The organism is Mycobacterium uberis (assembly GCF_003408705.1).
GTDB classification, from domain to species: Bacteria; Actinomycetota; Actinomycetes; order Mycobacteriales; family Mycobacteriaceae; genus Mycobacterium; species Mycobacterium uberis.
Genome location: NZ_QAYL01000001.1, coordinates 262,646 through 278,168, shown reverse-complemented (window position 1 = coordinate 278,168; position 15,523 = coordinate 262,646). Strand labels below are relative to the sequence as shown.

Sequence of the window (15,523 nt, the reverse complement as noted above, 5' to 3'; positions counted from 1 at the left end):
GCTCCCGAGTGATCGTGGCATGCGCGTTTTCTACAACGCCAGACACGGCTAGCAGACACCGGTGGTATAAGCTGGATCAGATCATCCACAAACTCGCCGGGGTAACAAACTCCTCATGGCCAGGCAAGAATTCAACGAGGTGTGCCGTATCTGGATATCACTAATACGAGTTCACTCGTGAAGCCTTTGCTATCTACGTCGATAGAGCACGTGGTTCTGCACCGAGAAACGGTACACTAAATTCGCTTTTGACAACAGCCCTGAATTCGTAGCACACGCGGTGAGTGATTGGTGTTGATTAAATAACACCAGTTAACTTTTCATCGATCCAGGCTCGCCGTAGCAAAACACCTGGATCGAGTCCTTCAACGGCCAGCTACACGATAGACCGCTCAACTCATGGGGCTCCGGCTCGCTGCTGGAAACCCAAGGTGATCATCGAAGACTGGTGCCGCGACTACAACGCCAATAGACCCAACTCCGTCTACTGTGAACTCACCCCAACGGAATTCACCCTGTAGTGGACCACGACCCACCAACCCCATACCGCATAGCAATTAGACCACAAAATAGGTACCCTTGGGCAAATTGTTTGACGGTTGCGATCGGATGAACTCATCGCAGACGAGATCAGGATAGCTCAGGCCACTCTTTCCAGTGAAAACGTCAGGCGCTGATCAACGCTAACGTCAGTTGAGTAAACTGTCACACAGAACTACAAGGTAAGATAGGTTTTTTCGATGCACGTAGAGACACGGTGCTCCTGCTGCAGATAAGAGTGAATCGCCGTGCGCTAGATCAGCTGGTGGCGTCAAAATGGTTCCGGAAAGACAATGCGTAGATCGCGAACCTCGATGGAACTATGAACAATACTGCACTATATTGCATAGTGCAGTTATTATCTGTCGTTTAAATCAATGGTCCTCAAGCCAAATCCTTGTATCACTATGCTATACCCGATGCAGTTATAGCCCACAACATCGAGGTCGACATCCAGATCATACTGCACAGCAGTGGCTATCACAGCTCATCGTTACTTCGGCAGCGTCATCTGGTAATGGTTTTCCTCGGGTGGAGAAATCCGGCGGATCGGCAACTTGCGATGCCGCGGAGTGCTGATAGTGTCGTGCCCAAGTATCACTCGCTCACTGCCGGGGTGGGGGCCCAGATAGGTCGTCGCATTCGGCCATGTCACTTTCGCCACCGACCCGATATATCCGCCGATCAGCCCAGTAAATTTCTCGAATTGCTGCCCGAGAGTAACTATGCCACCTGCAGCTGCTGCACGTACAGCGAACTGCGTGAACGTTTGAGCGTCACCCAAGCTGATACTTACGTCGACATCGTCGAACGGCATGTAGACTGGGCACCGGTTCACCGTCTCGCCGATAAGCACACCCGCTGATCCGATCGGCAGCTGGCAATGCTGGTAGGCGACGAAGCTGCGGCCCAACAACGCCGGCTGTTGGCCACCGAGCAGGCAATAAAACCCGCGTGGCGTTTTCGGTTTTCCGAGTGTTGTCAGCACCACCATGGCCCGCGGCGTCTTCCCAGGAGTCACCTGGACCCTGGTGATCGTGTGGTCGGCCCGCACCGACCACCATGCATCCGGACCAGCGGGCGCGATATAGGCGACACTATAGGCGTCTCGCCCCTCGATCATCGACCACTTTTCCCGCACGAAGCCAACATCAGTAGCGTGGTCGATGTCATCGAAGCTGCGGCCACAGACCGCGTCCATACCGTGACTAGCCAACTGATCTGCGATACGCGTCGTGGACGCGACCAAATACCGGGCTAGCCCTGCGACGCCGGCGTCACGCCGCTGCGCGGACTTGCGGGTGCACACTGGGTCGGCACGCAGCAGGATCCAGGTCCGGCGATGCGCGGGCGCCGGGTCAGCACCGATTACCTGCTGGTACAGGTTCACAACGTCCGGCGACGCGACATGGCCAACACGATAACCCGCCGACACAACAACCGCCTCCAAATCTGGGCAGTGCACCGACAACAGGTGCTCCAACAGCCGGGTTTCCAGGAAGTCGTCGGTCTGTGCCTCTCCATCCACGATGACTGTTGGCGTAAATGGTCTGGGAATCAGTTCGACAACTGAGACTAGAAACCCGTCTTGCCAACGCACGGCAACGTGGTCTGCTGGTTTCACGGTGGCACCGACTACCGGCTCCGATGGGGTGTCCAGCGGCTTATGACGACGCCGGAAAAATAAATAGAGTGCCATCAGCCAGCCGCTTAACCGGCGTCCGGAAAATTGAACTAAGGTCAGGATCACGACCAGCGCCACCAGCGAAATACCGACCCACCAATATTGCGTTCGGAAAAACAACATGACGCATGACGGGGCCAATACCGCGGCGAGTAATGCACACCCTGTGCTGAAACATAACTGTATCGGATTTCTCATTAGCGTCGTAACGCCCACCCAACCAGTACACCCAGTCCCAACGCCATAAATAAGCCCAAGATCCCCAGCGCCACAAACATGATCGGCCTACGATCAGGGCTCGGCGTGATTACCGGCGGCGGAATTCTTCTGACATTGAACGGCTCTGACACGGGACCCGGCGGAATATCCCAGGTAAGCGCTGCCACGGCATTGACGACACCTGCGCCGACGGCGTCGTCGACTCCACCTCCGGGATGGCGCGCGGTGGCAGTGATCCGGTTGATGATCTGAGTCGGCGTTAAGTCAGGAAATCGCTGTCGCAGCAGGGCCGCCAGACCCGAAACATATGCGGCGGCGAACGAAGTGCCGGCGATTGGGATCGGCCCTTCCTTGCCTTGCAGCGCATTCACCGGCTCACCTTTATAACCCAATGCGACAATGTCTTCCGCCGGTGCTGCGACGCCTACCCATGGCCCGTGTACCGAAAACTGACTCGGCATTCCGTTCTGTGCGACACCGCCGACGGCGAGTACCAACGGTGCATACCACGCTGGTGTGACAATTGTCTGCACCTTATCCCAGCCACGTGGGTCGTTGGGTATTGACGCATCAGGCATCGGGTTCTGCGTGCAATCCCCGCCGATGTTACCTGCCGCGACGATGATCACCACACCCTTGGCGTTGACAGCGTAGTTGATCGCTGCACCCAACGTCGATTCATCGATCAACCTATTCGCCTTATAGCAGGCTGCTTCGCTGATATTGATCACGCTCGCACCAAGATTGGCGGCGTGCATCACCGCGCGAGCCAGGCTGCGAACAGAACCAGCCGCTGGTGTCGAGTTGGGATCATTGGCGTTGAGTTGCGCGTTGATTGGTTGAAAAGCCTCTGAGGTTTGTCGCAACGAGAGCAAACGCACGTCGGGCGCGACACCGATGAACCCGTCGGTGGGTGCGGGTCGACCACCGATGATGGAAGCGGTTAGCGTTCCATGCGCATCACAATCGGATAGTCCATTACCGGCTTGATCGACGAAATCGCCACCGGGTTCCGCTGGGACCTGTGGCGAGGCCTCAACGCCAGTGTCGATCACGGCCACTGTCACCCCAGTCCCGATTGCGAACTTGTGTGCATCACTAACACCTATATATGTGTTGCTCCGGGGTGGATCGTGGAAATTGGAATCCGGCAGCGTTGTGGGCGCCGAACACAGCACCTTCTGCTCGGCGGGCAGATCAGGTCCTGTCACATCGGGCGGCACCGCGCCCGGGTCGATTGAGGGTGGGCTGATCGCCAGCGCGGGAGGCGCGAACAGCAATGTTAGCGCCACCGTCATCAGCAAGATACGGTGCACCCCCGATTACTCCATTCATGTCGCTAGCTGTTGCGCTAGTCTGGCTTATTACGCCTAGCTGCTTGAAACGATCTGCTCGAGCACTGAATCTACGTGACACACCTGAGTGCATTTTAGACTTAAATGTAGTTAAGCGGTCCCTTGTAGTCTTAGCGACGATCTACCGAACTATATGGGACCAACCCACACAGTTCGGGGCGCAACATTTCAATCCGGCATGCATACTACATCCACCATGGGAAATCCTAAATTATGATGTGAGGTGAGCTAGCGTCAACCAGCTGGGTGGTGTCAGTGATGTAAAGGGCCCATTGGAAGCGAAGATAAGCGGGTGATCGTTAAGTACTCCAGTGCCATCAGGGACGAAAACCCGCACGCGGCTCCCCTAAATGGGTTGGTAACAACATCGAGAGATCGTAGGTACTGTTTGTGGCTCGTAGATTGCCGTGGTGTCGCCCCAGACCGATGATCCCACCAACTCTCGTTGGAGAGGTCAATATTTCGCGCAGTGCCACCGTGATTTCTAGTCGAGCTAACGTGGGACCCACGCAACAGTACATAGTGTAGCCGAACGTCAAGGGTGTTAGGTCGGGGCGGCCCAGCCGGAATTTGCTCAGCTCATCAAAGACGGCGGGATCACGGTTGACGGTCGGTAAGACGACGACTGTTTGTTAGCCCCGTGTGATGTCGACGACGCCGATGACATGATCCTGGATAGCGGTTGCGTCCTGCAGTGTGTACGGATGCATTAAGCCTCACGAGCTCGGTGACCAATGGCGGATCGGCAGAGTTAACGTTATCGGCTGATACGGTCACCGTCGCATTGGGGTGTAAGCAGTCGAACCATTGCCGCTCCTAACAGGTTAGCGGTGGTTTTTTCGGCTTGCGACGGCAATGAGCATTATCATGATGGCGACGTCATCAAGCTCGGGATCGGAAGCGACAAGATCGAATAAGTTTCTCATCCTAATAAAATCGACGATCGGCGGCCAGCAGAAGAAAATCCATGCCAACAGAACCGAAAATGGTTGTGCTGTTGGTAACTTTCTCGTCATCAGCGAGGACCTGGGTATTTGGATGTTAGTCGGGACTTGTCATTGTACAAAAACCTCGAGGTACCAGTGTCCAAATCTATCCATTCCTAGCAACAGCTGCTGACATGAGCATGGCGACGTCAGTCATGAAGTCAAATACCAGTGTTAAGTGCAAGATAGTCGATCAGTGCCAATGCGATAATCTTGACTCCAGGGTGCATCCCAGCGACGAATGACAGCATGAAGATATTGTGCACCATCCCACGCAAGCGGGCGTGATGAGTACCTATCGGCGAATAGTAGGAACCGGTTGAGCATCTCGTGTTAAACAGAGAGCGAAATCACTTCGCGTGCAGTGGGATTAACCAGTACATTGCTCGTCCAACCCGACCAGTTGAGTATTTCGCAGGCAGTGTGAAAACCAAGAACAAAAAACTTACAGGTCGTTCTCCCAGATAACACCATATTCACAGCGTTACTGCTCGTAATACGGGTAAGGTTTGGCAGCATCCCATACGACACGTAGAGATTATGCCGATGTCAGCGGTGTTCATTGGAGCTCCAAACCCATATAGCAAACCACGTCCACGTATCTGCTGCTTACCCAAGATTGTGCTTGTTCCGTAGACGCCATCCATTTTATTTACCATTGACCGGACGTTGACGGTGACCTGCAGTGCCGTGCATATTGCGTTGATACTGGGGTTGACTCGCGTCGTGAATATCATGTCTCCAGGCACTGATATATGGTGGAAAACACGATTGTGCGAACGGACATCGATCAGATTACGAATGGCCTGACTCGTAGTGTCTGAAGTGTATGTAACAGGCTGAGGTGTCCGCACTTCAAAATGATCTCGGCGTACCACTCAATGTCTTTTCACTACTGGTGGTGGAATCACGGCTAAAGAAACCAATATCCGCCATCCGGTTACGCAACTCGCTCTTGTGCCCTGTCACCCCCGCGCGAAACAGTGCAACCTCGTTGCAGTGCAATTGATCATGTCTCTCATTGCTCTCGCTGAGCCTAAACAATTAGCGAAGCCACCGGGACGGCAGCCCTAATCACGTCGGCTAATACCCACACCATATTGTGAACGCGGCGATTGTGAGGTGGCGGAAATATTGTCGGCTTGAGCACGCGAACTACAACCGCTACCGGAAGTCGTTTTCCCATAAACACAGTAGTGAGCGCAGCTACTGAGCCTACCACACCACAGACTGACTTTGTTGTTGACTCCGCGTGGCGTATTGTTTGCCATCTACAAAATTCGATTGATCGCCTGCTGGGCAAACAGTACCGGATACTTAGCCCACACTAGCGCTGTGACTTCGTTGACGTAAACCGCTAAAAGCTGATCTTCAGATCGGCATGTTAACCTCACCCGGGTGAATTGGTGGGTAAGCATTCACCGATCCTATTGTTTCGGGTGACCATCCTATTATCCCAATGCCGAGTGCCGTGGCTGCTACCCAAGACCCGATCAAACTCTTGCTGCGTGGTGCGCCCATGCTGTACACGGTAGCCACCGATAGCACGTAATTAAAAACCTGAGACGATGATGACACGATTTTGACTTGATGCCAGTTACGAGGATCCGACGCGCTTAACGACTATTCCGACACTTCGAAAGTGTTACGGATTCCCCTACGACTGCCGGGTTTTCCACCAAGACAGCAGCTCCGCAGTGGCCTCTTCGTTGGTCAACGGCCCGCGGTCTAGTCGCAGTTCCTTGAGAAAACGCCACGCTTCACCAACTTGCGGGCCTGCCGAGATGTCCAGTAACGCCATGATCTGGTTGCCGTCTAGATCGGGGCGCACCCGGGCTAGATTCTCCTGCACAGCCAACTCAGCGATCCGGGCTTCTAATCGATCATAGCTGGCCTGTAGTCGGGCGGCTCGGCGTTGGTTGCGGGTCGTACAGTCAGCACGCACCAGCTTATGCAGCCGCGACAATAGCGGCCCAGCATCAGTGACGTAGCGACGCACCGCAGAATCAGTCCACTTCCCTTCGCCGTAACCGTGAAACCGCAGATGCATATACACCAACTGCGAGACATCGTAAACCAGCTGCTTAGCGTACTTCAATGCGCGCATCCGTTTCCGGACCATCTTGGCACCAACCACCTCATGATGGTGGAAGCTCACGCCGCCGTTTGACTCGTGGCGTCGAGTGGCAGGCTTACCGATATCATGTAACAGTGCCGCCCAACGCAGCACCAAGTCCGGGCCGTCATCTTCTAGCGCGATCGCCTGGCGCAGCACCGTCAGCGAATGCTGGTAGACATCCTTGTGTTGGTGGTGTTCATCGATAGCCATCCGCATGCCCCCGATTTCGGGCAACACTACCTCACCCATCCCGGTCTGCACTAGCAAGTCGATACCAGCCACTGGGTCGTTGGCAAGCAACAGTTTGTCCAGTTCGGCAGACACCCGCTCTGCACTGATGCGGGCCAGCTGCGGGGCCATCTCTTCGATCGCCGTGTACACCTGCGGGGCAACAGCGAAACCGAGTTGGGAGACGAATCGCGCGGCGCGCAGCATCCGCAATGGGTCGTCGCCGAACGATACCGACGGTGCAGCCGGGGTCTCCAACACTCGGGCCCGCAGCGCGGCCAAACCACCCAGCGGATCAAGGAATTCGCCCGGACCATCAGAGGTGATGCGCACAGCCATCGCGTTCACTGTGAAGTCTCGGCGCACTAAATCGTCGTCGAGATGGTCGCCGAACCGTACCTTTGGATTGCGTGACAATTGGTCGTAACAGTCGGTGCGAAATGTGGTGATCTCCAAGCGATAATCGTCCTTGCCGACCCCGATGGTGCCGAATTCAATGCCCACCTCCCACATATTGTCGGCCCATTGCCGCACAATTTGTTGCACCTGTTCAGGGTGGGCGTCAGTGGCGAAATCAAAATCAGGTGAGTTCAACCTACCCAGCAGAGCATCTCGCACCGAACCGCCCACGAGGTATAATTCGTGACCTGCCCCAGCGAACGCCGAGCCAAGGGCACACAACACAGGGGTGTGCCGATTTAGAGCGACCGCTGCTACGGTCAGCAAGTCAGCATCCTGGATGGCTTCAGGCACGTTCGATCAGCCTAGTCGGACGACGATGAGGACTGACACGGAGACCCTGCCCGGTCGTCTAAGCGATCCAACCATGAGCCTGGTGCGCCGCAGTGCATCTGTACTTAGTGACGCGCATGTCCCGAAGATCGGCTCGTGCCAGCTACTATCGCTTGGTGTCGGATGGCGAACAAGCCAAACCGCGTCAGCACCAAGGGCGGCGGCGCGGTCGTAATGCCGCGCGTTTAGCCGAAAACCATACAAACCGGCAAACAGCTAGTGGCACAACTGCGGCAAAACCGCGCCGCAACCGTTCACCACGTCACGTGTCTGAACAGTTACGGACGGTGCACGAAACGTCCGCCGGAGGTCTAGTTATCGATGGTATTGACGGGCCACGCGACACTCAGATTGCGGCTCTGATTGGTCGCATCGATCGGCGGGGACGGATGCTGTGGTCACTACCTAAGGGCCATATTGAGCAAGGGGAGACCGCCGAGCAGACCGCCATCCGTGAGGTCGCCGAGGAGACTGGAATCCGTGGCAGCGTTCTCGCCGCGCTGGGGCGCATCGACTACTGGTTCGTTACTGACGGCTGTCGGGTACACAAGACGGTGCACCACTATCTGATGCGTTTTTCTGGTGGCGAGCTGTCGGATGACGACCTCGAAGTCACCGAGGTTGCTTGGGTGCCGATGCAAGAACTGCCGTCCCGTCTGGCCTATGCCGACGAACGTCGCCTGGCTGAGGTTGCCAACAAACTGATTGACAAGCTGCAAACCGGCGGTCCAGCTGCGCTTCCGCCGCTGCCGCCTAGCTTACCTCGGCGACGGCCGCAAACGCATTCCCGCACCCGTCATTCCAACAACTCCGCAGTCAACCGGAAAAACAGTCACGGACCGGGACCGTGACTGCACCAAGACTTTGGTTGGCCAGTTTGCTGCACATTGCCGTAGTGGTCGGCATGGTGGCTAGTTTTGCGGTGCTGCTCATCGCACCCGCTGCCACACCGCAGGCAGCAGCCGACGAACCTAATTCAACCCCGTTTGTCCGTGTCCGCATCGACAAAGTAACCCCGGACGTCGTCACCACCTCAAGCGAACCCGTCGTCACCGTTAGCGGCATAGTCACCAATGTCGGCGATCGCCCAGTTCGCGACGTGATGGTCAGGCTTGAACACGCATCGGCCGTAAACTCGTCGGTGGCGTTGCGCACTTCCCTGGATGGTGACACCGACCAGTTTCAGCCTGCCGCGGACTTCGTCACGGTAGCTGAGGAATTGCAGCGCGGACAAGAAACCGGTTTTACCCTCTCAGCCTTCACACGCTCGACCACCAAGCCGTCGATGGCCATCGATCAGCCTGGGGTCTACCCAGTCCTGGTCAACGTCAATGGAACGCCCGACTATGGCACACCGGCCCGGCTCGACAACGCGCGGTTTCTGTTGCCCGTTGTCGGCGTGCCCCCTACCAAACCCGATACGTTGGACTCCGCCGTCGCGCCAGACACCACGAAACCCGTGTGGATCACCATGCTGTGGCCATTGGCCGACCGGCCTCGATTATCTCCTGGCATACCCGGTGGAACCATTCCGGTCCGGCTAGTCGATGATGACTTGGCGAGTTCACTGGCTCCCGGAGGCCGGTTGGACATTCTGTTGACCACGGCCGAGACCGCCACCGGCCACGATGTTGACCCTGACGGTGTTGTCAGCAGGGCACTGTGCCTGGCTGTCGATCCAGATCTGCTCATCACTGTCAACGCGATGGCCGGCGGCTACGTCGTGTCCGACTCGCCTGACGGCCCAGCGCAGCAACCTGGCACCCCGACACACCCGGGCACCGGTCAAACTGCCGCGGTCATCTGGCTGAACCGGTTGCGTACACTGGCACACCGGATATGCGTGGCGTCGCTTCCCTACGCACAAGCCGACCTGGATGCCTTACAACGCGTTAACGATCCAAGACTTAACGCGGCGGCCACCACCAACGTTGGGGACATCGTCGATCACATTTTGGATGTCACTTCTATCCGTGACGTCATCATGCTGCCCGACGGCCCGTTGACCAGCCGTGTGGTCGACCTGCTGAACGCCAACAATAACGCTGTCGCGATAGCAGCCGCCAATTTTCCGACCCAAGACTTCACCAACGAGTCCGTCATCGATGTCGACACCACACCTCGACGGTTGTCTCCGCGGGTGGTGATCGCGCCATTCGACCCGGCCGTCGGTGCCGCGCTGGCTGCCGCGGGAACCAACCCCATCGTTCCGACCTATCTGAACTATTCGCTAAACGTTCGGATCGTCCATGATTCGGACACCGCTCGCCGCCAAGATGCTCTGGGCTCCATGCTGTGGCGCGCCTTAGAGCGAGATGCCACACCGCGCAGCCAGATACTGGTGCCACCGGCGTCGTGGCAGCTGCAGGCTGACGACGCCCAGACCATGCTGACGACGCTGGGGACTGCAATCCGCTCCGGTCTGGCAGTGGCACGACCGTTGCCAGCGGTAATCGCCGACGCTGTGACACGCACCGAGCCACCCGAGCCAGTAGGCTCCTACTCGTCGGTACGAGGCCGGTTCAGTGACGACATCACCGCCGACATCGCCGGCCAAGTTGACCGACTGTGGGGACTAACCTCGGCATTGACCGCTGACGACCGTACCGGGCTAACCGGCGTCCAATACACCGCACCGCTACGCGAGGACATGCTGCGTGCCTTGAGCCAGTCTGAACCCCCCGACACTCGCAACGGATTAGCTCAACAACGGCTGGCTGTCGTCAACAAGACGATCAATGATTTCGTTGAGGCAGTAACAATCGTCAACCCGGGCGGGTCTTACACTCTGGCCACCGAACACAGTCCCCTCCCCCTGGCGCTGCACAACGGTCTGGCTGTTCCTATCCGAGTCCGGCTACAGGTCGACGCACCACCCGGTATGACCGTTGCTGACGTCGGTAAAATCGAACTGCCGCCTGGATACTTACCGCTGCGGGTACCGATCGAAGTCAACTTCACCCAACGGGTCGCTGTCGACGTCACGTTACGCACCCCGGAAGGCATGCGACTAGGCGAGCCTGTGCGTTTGTCGATACACTCCAATGCCTATGGTAGAGTGCTTTTTGCGATCACTCTGACCGCGACCACGGTGTTGATGATATTGGCCGGAAGACGGCTGTGGCACCGCTTCCGCGGACAGCCCGATCGCGCAGACTTGGACCGACCCACCCCGCCCGCCGCAGACACCCACCTACGGCACCGGAATGACGACCAAGTCGATGAAGAGAATCAAGTATGAAACCCGCTCCCCAGTGGACTCAATCACAACCGGCGCAGCAACTCCCCCCTGCAGTGCGTCCGGGTTGGGAACTGTCCACGCGACAGCCCGAACTGTCTGACGCTGCACTGGTTTCGAGGTCGTGGGCGATAGCATTCGCAACATTGATCAGCCGGATCACCGGCTTCGCCCGGATTGTGCTGCTAGCAGCCATCCTGGGCGCCGCGCTGTCCAGCGCCTTCTCAGTGGCGAATCAGTTGCCAAATCTAGTCGCAGCACTAGTGCTAGAAGCAACGTTCACCGCGATCTTTGTTCCTGTGCTGGCCCGCGCCGAGCGGGGCGACCCCGACGGCGGCGTGGCGTTCGTGCGGCGGCTAGTAACCTTGACTACCACGCTGTTGCTGCTTGTCACGGCACTCTCAGTGCTGGCCGCACCACTGTTGGTGCGGCTGATGCTCGGCAAAAACCCACAGGTCAACGAGCCTTTAACCACCGCTTTCGCTTACCTGCTGCTGCCGCAGGTGCTCGCCTATGGTCTGTCGTCAGTGTTCATGGCAATCTTGAACACCCGCAACGTATTTGGGCCGCCGGCATGGGCACCCGTCATCAATAATATCGTCGCGATCGCAACCCTAGCAGTATATCTGGCGGCCCCCGGTGAGCTTTCGGTCGATCCCGTCCGAATGAGTAACGCCAAGCTGTTGGTGCTAGGGATCGGAACCACCGCAGGAGTGTTCGCACAGACCGTGGTGCTGATGGTGGCGCTTGGCCGCGAGCACATCAGCCTGAGCCCACTATGGGGATTCGATCAGCGGCTCAAACGTTTCGGTGCGATGGCCGTTGCGATGGTGCTTTACGTGCTGATCAGTCAACTCGGCCTGGTGGTCACTAATCAAATCGCCAGCACGGCAGCGGCTTCCGGCCCCGCGATCTACAACTATACCTGGCTAGTCCTGATGCTGCCGTTCGGCATGATCGGAGTAACAGTGCTGACTGTCGTGATGCCACGACTAAGCCGCAACGCGGCCGCCAACGACACATCCGCCATGCTTGCCGACCTGTCGTTGGCTACCCGACTGACGTTGATCACACTAATCCCGACGGTAGCATTCATGACCGCCGGTGGGCCGGCGATGGGTAGCGCATTATTCGCATACGGCCATTTCGGCAAAATCGACGCTGGGCACCTCGGTACCGCAATCGCGTTGTCGGCGTTCACTTTAATCCCGTACGGGCTGGTACTGTTACAGTTACGTGTATTTTATGCTCGGGAACAACCCTGGACACCGATCACGATCATCGTTGTCATCACGACCGTTAAAATCATCGGTTCAATAGTAGCACCTTATGTTACCAGTAACCCTGAGCTGATCGCCGGTTACCTCGGGATAGCAAACGGCCTCGGATTTGCAGCCGGCGCGATCGTCGGTTATTATTTGCTGCGGCGCGCACTCTTACCCACCGGTGGGCACCTGGTCGGTGTCCAGGAAGTGCGGACTGTCTTGGTGACGATCGCTGCTTCGTTACTGGCCGGTTTGGTTACCCATGTAACCGATCGGATTCTGCGGCTCGACGAGTTGACTATGCATAGTGGCAGTGCGGGCTCGTTGCTGCGATTAACGATGCTAGCAAGCATTATGCTGTCAATCGTAGCCGCGGTGATGCTTACCGGACGCGTACCCGAAGCTTATGCAGTACTGAACACCGTCAAGGATCAGATCACGAGCTGGACGGTACGGCTACGAAAAGCAACTGTGCCAGATAAGTCTTCTCCATCCATCTTAGTCACGTACTCTGGAGAGAACAATGTATTACTGCCGGGGGTAAATGCAATCCAGGAGCCGATCCGCAGACCTCCGGAGTGGGTAGCCAACGCCCAGATAGTGAAAGGACCGGAGGTGACCGACCACCCTGTGGAGAGCGCCTCATCACGTTCTGTGTCAGACACCGAGCTATCCTCTGAGCTGCCCAGACTGGCTGCTGACAACTTCCAGTCCAATATTTCACCTACCCTCGAACCTGAGCATGTCACACCATCACATCCGTCCAACCAGCCAAATGCCGATTTTCCGGCTGATCCTACTCGCGGGCCAATTCAGAAGCTCGATGACGTTCACTTGGTACCTGGTGCCCGCATCGCCGGTGGCCGCTACCGGCTGTTGGTTTTCCACGGCAGCGCGCCTCCCCTACAGTTCTGGCAGGCGCTAGACACTACGCTAGATCGGCAGGTAGCGCTAACTTTCGTTGATCCGGACAGAGCTCTGCCCGACGACGTCCTTCAGGAAACTCTTTCCCGTACCTTGCGGCTCAGCCGAATCGACAAGCCCGGTGTCGCCCGAGTGCTCGACGTCATTCACACCAGTTCCGGCGGCTTGGTGATCTCAGAGTGGATCCGCGGCGGTTCGTTGCAAGAAGTTGCCGACACCTCACCGTCGCCCGTCGGTGCCATTCGGGCGATGCAATCATTAGCTGCCGCCGCTGACGCGGCGCACCGCGCTGGTGTCGCTCTGTCGATTGACCACCCCAGCAGGGTGCGTGTCAGCATCGAGGGCGACGTCGTGTTGGCCTACCCAGCGACCATGCCCGACGCTAACCCGCAGGCCGACATTCGCGGAATCGGGGCTACATTATATGCCTTGTTGGTTAACCGGTGGCCACTGCCAGAGACCGGGGTGTGCAGCGGCCTGGCGCCAGCCCAACGAGATGTCACTGGCCAACCAGTCGAACCCGCTGTGATCGATCAAGATATTCCCTTCCAGATCTCCGCATTTGCTGTCCGCGCGGTTCAAGAGGATGGTAGGATACGCAGTGCATCAACACTTTTGAACCTGCTGCAGCAGGCGGCAGCAGTAGCTGATCGCACTGAAGTGCTCGGTCTGACTGACGACGAATACTCGCCACCAACCGCTTCCCACCCCACCTCCCCACAGGACTCTGTGGTTTTTGCCCAACGTCGTCGCAATCTGCTGATCGGTATCGGCGCGGGAGTCGCTATCTTGGTGGTGGCCCTGCTGGTGATAACATTAGTAGTCAGCAAAGTCTTCGGCCATCTTGGTGATGGCTTCAATAATGATAAACTTGGTCTGAACACGTCGACATCGTCGGCATCGTCGCCCACTGATTCGGCACCAGCAAGCAACATGGTCAAGCCCACGAAAGCGACAGTCTTCTCTCCTGACGGCGAAGCTGACAATCCGAATGACGCCGGATTGGCAATTGATGACAACCCGGCCACTTCGTGGCAGACCGATATCTACAGTGATGCTGTTCCATTCCCCGACTTTAAGAACGGAGTCGGATTGATGCTGCAGTTGCCTAAACCCACGGTGGTCGGCGCAGTCACCATAGATATTGCAAGTATCGGGACCAAGATAGAGATTCGCTCGGCCGCCACGCCTACACCGGCAAAACTGGAAGATACCACCGTACTGACTCCGGCCACCGCACTCAAACCCTGCCATAACGTTATCGAGATCAACCCCGGCTCGCCGACGTCAAATCTGCTGGTATGGATTTCGACGTTGGGAAGCACCGACGGCAAAAATCGCGCCGCAATTTCGGAGATCACAGTTCAGGCGGCATCTTAACAAAGTCGTGACCTAAAGTCAGGCCAGCCCAACCGGGTGAAGTGCCGTATCAGGATCGATCAATACCTCTGGCGTAGCTGTTTTAGTCATCATCGACGGCAGTTACACCAGTTCGCGTGGCTCAACCAGAAAACACCAGCCCATATGTCGAAAACACGCTGGAGGACGCAATGCTGTCAGTGCATCCCTCCGCCAATATTTTTCTATACGATGCCACAGTGCATAGTTTGCTATGTTATATTATATTATGGTAATATACTTGCTTGAAATGATCGTAACATTCTCAAGCCTATCCGACTAATCACTAGACGACGTCTATCTGGTGAGTTAACCAAATCGTGATATGAATACAACGATTGTTGTGTAATAGACACTAATGTGGTTATCAATTGAGCAGTGCGCTGTGTTAGTCATTATCGGTATGTAAGGACTACTCGACCGCAGACACCGCCTAAATTCTAGGTGTTACTGTGTCCGCGGAAATAATGGCTGTTTTCGCGGACACATCTGCCTTGTCAAACTACTAGACTACCTCGATACCGGTTGTCCACGTCAGGATTGACGGCTCCGCCAATTACGACCGGCCCAAAATTAAATCTCCCCAGTCAAACGTGCACTAAACTGGACTTGTAATAATCTTGCCCCGTTAAGCACTGACTTTAGCATCAACGCCGGACCCTCCCCAGACCGCAACCGCCGACATCTCCGTGGCATTTAAATAACTCAGTATACACAGGCGACACGTCGATGTGTGTCGCTCTACCCAGTACAATCACATTTCGGCCACACGAAA

6 protein-coding genes and 1 pseudogene are annotated in these 15,523 nt (G+C 56.6%); 4 read left to right on the top strand and 3 right to left on the bottom strand.

Translation table 11 applies throughout. From position 1 onward, the window contains the following. Nucleotides 1–244: 244 nt before the first annotated feature. Nucleotides 245–521: pseudogene (locus tag MUBE_RS16560) on the top strand (integrase core domain-containing protein); the annotation flags it as partial. Between the two features lie 512 nt (nucleotides 522–1,033). On the opposite strand, the gene eccE reads toward MUBE_RS16560, so the two are convergent. The 3 genes from eccE to MUBE_RS01160 form a co-directional block, all read right to left on the bottom strand. Then, the gene (eccE, locus tag MUBE_RS01170) at nucleotides 1,034–2,422 is read right to left on the bottom strand and encodes a type VII secretion protein EccE (RefSeq protein ID WP_116539152.1); all 1,389 of its coding nucleotides are present in this window, start codon (nucleotides 2,420–2,422) and stop codon (nucleotides 1,034–1,036) included. Then, nucleotides 2,422–3,759 (bottom strand): type VII secretion-associated serine protease mycosin, encoded by a 1,338-nt coding sequence (gene mycP, locus MUBE_RS01165; protein WP_116539151.1) that lies wholly within the window; start codon nucleotides 3,757–3,759, stop codon nucleotides 2,422–2,424. The genes eccE and mycP overlap by 1 nt, the downstream gene beginning before the upstream one ends. Before the next feature lie 2,682 nt (nucleotides 3,760–6,441). After that, nucleotides 6,442–7,884, bottom strand: coding sequence for a CCA tRNA nucleotidyltransferase (locus MUBE_RS01160; protein WP_116539150.1), 1,443 nt, complete (start codon nucleotides 7,882–7,884; stop codon nucleotides 6,442–6,444). Nucleotides 7,885–8,039: 155 nt separating this feature from the next. Between MUBE_RS01160 and MUBE_RS01155 the strand changes: the two genes are divergently transcribed. Genes MUBE_RS01155 through MUBE_RS01145 form a run of 3 tightly spaced genes read left to right on the top strand, consistent with a single transcriptional unit; the run spans nucleotide 8,040 to nucleotide 14,730 of the window. After that, nucleotides 8,040–8,774, top strand: a complete 735-nt coding sequence (locus MUBE_RS01155) for an NUDIX hydrolase (protein ID WP_116539295.1) — start codon at nucleotides 8,040–8,042, stop codon at nucleotides 8,772–8,774. Next, nucleotides 8,771–11,164, top strand: coding sequence for a hypothetical protein (locus MUBE_RS01150; RefSeq protein ID WP_116539149.1), 2,394 nt, complete (start codon nucleotides 8,771–8,773; stop codon nucleotides 11,162–11,164). The genes MUBE_RS01155 and MUBE_RS01150 overlap by 4 nt, the downstream gene beginning before the upstream one ends. Further along, nucleotides 11,161–14,730 (top strand): murein biosynthesis integral membrane protein MurJ, encoded by a 3,570-nt coding sequence (locus tag MUBE_RS01145; protein WP_116539148.1) that lies wholly within the window; start codon nucleotides 11,161–11,163, stop codon nucleotides 14,728–14,730. The genes MUBE_RS01150 and MUBE_RS01145 overlap by 4 nt, the downstream gene beginning before the upstream one ends. Nucleotides 14,731–15,523: the final 793 nt, after the last annotated feature.

Bases quoted from the DNA above. Each gene is read 5' to 3' on its own strand.
- eccE (WP_116539152.1), bottom strand. From the start codon at position 2,422: ATGAGAAATCCGATACAGTTATGTTTCAGCACAGGGTGTGCATTACTC.
- MUBE_RS01145 (WP_116539148.1), top strand. From the start codon at position 11,161: ATGAAACCCGCTCCCCAGTGGACTCAATCACAACCGGCGCAGCAACTC.